Source organism: Caldanaerobius fijiensis DSM 17918 (genome assembly GCF_900129075.1).
In the GTDB taxonomy this organism is placed as follows: domain Bacteria; phylum Bacillota; class Thermoanaerobacteria; order Thermoanaerobacterales; family Caldanaerobiaceae; genus Caldanaerobius; species Caldanaerobius fijiensis.
In genome coordinates this window covers 1-2,333 of record NZ_FQVH01000075.1, presented here as the reverse complement: position 1 = coordinate 2,333, position 2,333 = coordinate 1, and the positions used below count along the sequence as shown (strand labels likewise).

Sequence of the window (2,333 nt, the reverse complement as noted above, 5' to 3'; positions counted from 1 at the left end):
GGGTTGGACACCCCAGTTGCGTACCGATGGGACTTTCATCGAGGTTTCATCGGGAGCACGAAGCTCGCCAATTCATTGGCGATGTAGTTCACTTAATCGCTATCCAACACCATATGAACTTTCTTCAGCTGACCTTGCTGAGCTTTCTTCAATTCTCAAACCACTCGGGCTTGCTTATCGTGCACAAAGACTTAAAACTTTGGCACTTATTATCGTACAAGAATACAACGGTGTGGTGCCAAATAAACTAGACAAGCTTCTTTCTTTGCCGGGTATAGGAAACTATGTTGCTAGAGCAGTTATGTGCTTTGCCTTTGGTGAAAAGTACCTTCCTTGGGATACAAATATGGTTAGGATTTCAGAGAGAGTGTTTGGGCTGAAAAGTTCTAAGACTCGGCCGCGAGATGATGTTGAATTAGCAGATTACGTTGGAACCCTTCTTTTGACAGATGGTACAATAAAAGAAACTATATGGAGTCTGCTGGACTTTGCCGCTCAAATTTGTACTGCAAGAAAACCTAAATGTAGAAACTGTTTTGGAAATAAACTTTGTTATTATATTTCATTCTAATGTTTTTAAAGAATAATTAAAATATGAGCTTACAACTAATAAATAGAACATTCATGCCCTTTAATGGAAAGGAGAAGAAACAATGCCGACCTATCAAGAGCTAGCCAAAAACGTGCACACCCATATAGAACCATTCAAGCCCTGCACATGCGGAGAGAAAGTGCTTGTTACAGTCGCCGTTGAGCCTGTGAAGGCCGAATATTTCACGGACGACAGCGTGCAGCACTGCATAGTGCAGTGCAGGAGTTGCGGAAAGATGTATATATCGGAGTATTAAGCCTGCGGATTTGCAGGCTTAATTTTTTGCCTTGCGGACGTGCTGTAGCTATCCGCTGTGGTATAATAATGGCAGAGAAATGGAAAGGAGAGATTTGCGATGCTCAAAAAGAAGCTGCTCGCATTGTTCGTATCCGCAATGATGGTGCTGTCGCTGGCAGGCTGCACAACACCGCAAAACGCGCAAGCAAAAACGCAGACGCAGGCAGTACAGGTAAACCAGAAAACTCAGGTTGCACAGGCCAAACCGGTACAGACCCAATCCAAGCCAGTAACAAAACCAGCGGCAAAACCGGCAGCAACACCGGCAACAACGGGTAAGCTTGTCATAAGCTTCATAGATGTTGGACAGGGCGACAGCATACTCGTGCAGGCGCCGTCGGGCAAAACAATGCTCGTGGACGCCGGAGTGCCGGAAATGGGCAGCAGGGTAGTATCGTACATAAGAAGCAGGAACGTCAAAAAGATAGATGTGCTCGTTGCAACGCACCCGCACAACGACCACATAGGCGGTATGCCGGACGTAATCAATTCACTTGGTATAGGCAGTGTATACATGCCCAAAGCAAGCACGAACACGTACAGTTTTGAGAAGCTATTAACGACAATAAAGCACAAAGGGTTAACGGTTAAGACAGCGAAGGCCGGAGTTGTGCTTGACCTCGGCAGCGGTATAACTGCGAAGATGCTGGCACCCAACAGCACGTACTACGATGATCTTAACAACTACAGTGCAGTGATAAAGATAACGTACGGAAAGACGTCGTTTCTTCTTACGGGCGATGCCGAAGTGCAGTCGGAGCAGGAGATGCTGAAAGCTGGATACGATCTCAAGGCGGACGTGCTTAAAATAGGGCACCACGGAAGCGCGTACTCAACGTCGCTGGCGTTTTTGAACGCAGTCAAACCAAAATATGCCGTGATCAGTGTGGGCAAAAACAACGACTACGGGCACCCAGCGCAGGTAACGATGAACAGGTTAAAATACTACAAAATACCTGTATACAGAACTGATGAGAATGGCACGATCGTCGCGACGAGCGACAGCAAAACAATAACATTCAACGTTAAGCCGGGTGACTACACACCGGGAAACAAGAGCGGAAGTACAAATACATCTTCCTCAAAACCTTCTACAAGCACGGTACAAAGCCTGCCGTACGGGTACTACGGAGAGCCGGGGAAAGTGTACGTGGATTCCAGCGGAAGAGGCCTGATTAAAGGCAATATCAACAGCAAAGGCGAGAAGATATACCACATACCGGGTGATCCGTGGTACGATAGAACGAAGGCAGAGAGATGGTTCAAGACGGAGGCGGAAGCGCAGGCAGCTGGGTTCAGGCCGCCGAAGAAGTAGTGCGAACGAAACGTGTTCATGATATAATACTTTTCTGACATCCTTCCACGGGTAAACCCGTGGGGTTCTTTCCCCACGAGGCCGTGGTACGAACGGTTTTATACTTCGCGGCTGTTCAAGCAAGCCTTA

At 47.2% G+C, this 2,333-nt stretch carries 3 protein-coding genes and 1 pseudogene; all 4 read left to right on the top strand.

Annotated features, from left to right (window positions below; translation table 11 throughout):
* On the top strand, positions 1-571 hold a 571-nt coding region (locus BUB87_RS13840; RefSeq protein ID WP_234946062.1), incomplete at its 5' end, for an endonuclease III domain-containing protein.
* A gap of 82 nt (positions 572-653) precedes the next feature.
* Positions 654-848 (top strand): hypothetical protein, encoded by a 195-nt coding sequence (locus tag BUB87_RS13835; RefSeq protein WP_073346666.1) that lies wholly within the window; start codon positions 654-656, stop codon positions 846-848.
* Positions 849-947: 99 nt separating this feature from the next.
* Positions 948-1,946 (top strand): annotated as a pseudogene (locus BUB87_RS13830) (ComEC/Rec2 family competence protein); the annotation flags it as partial.
* A gap of 87 nt (positions 1,947-2,033) precedes the next feature.
* On the top strand, positions 2,034-2,204 hold the full coding sequence (locus BUB87_RS15215; protein ID WP_456059101.1) for a sunset domain-containing protein: 171 nt from the start codon (positions 2,034-2,036) through the stop codon (positions 2,202-2,204).
* The last annotated feature ends 129 nt before the right edge of the window (positions 2,205-2,333 follow it).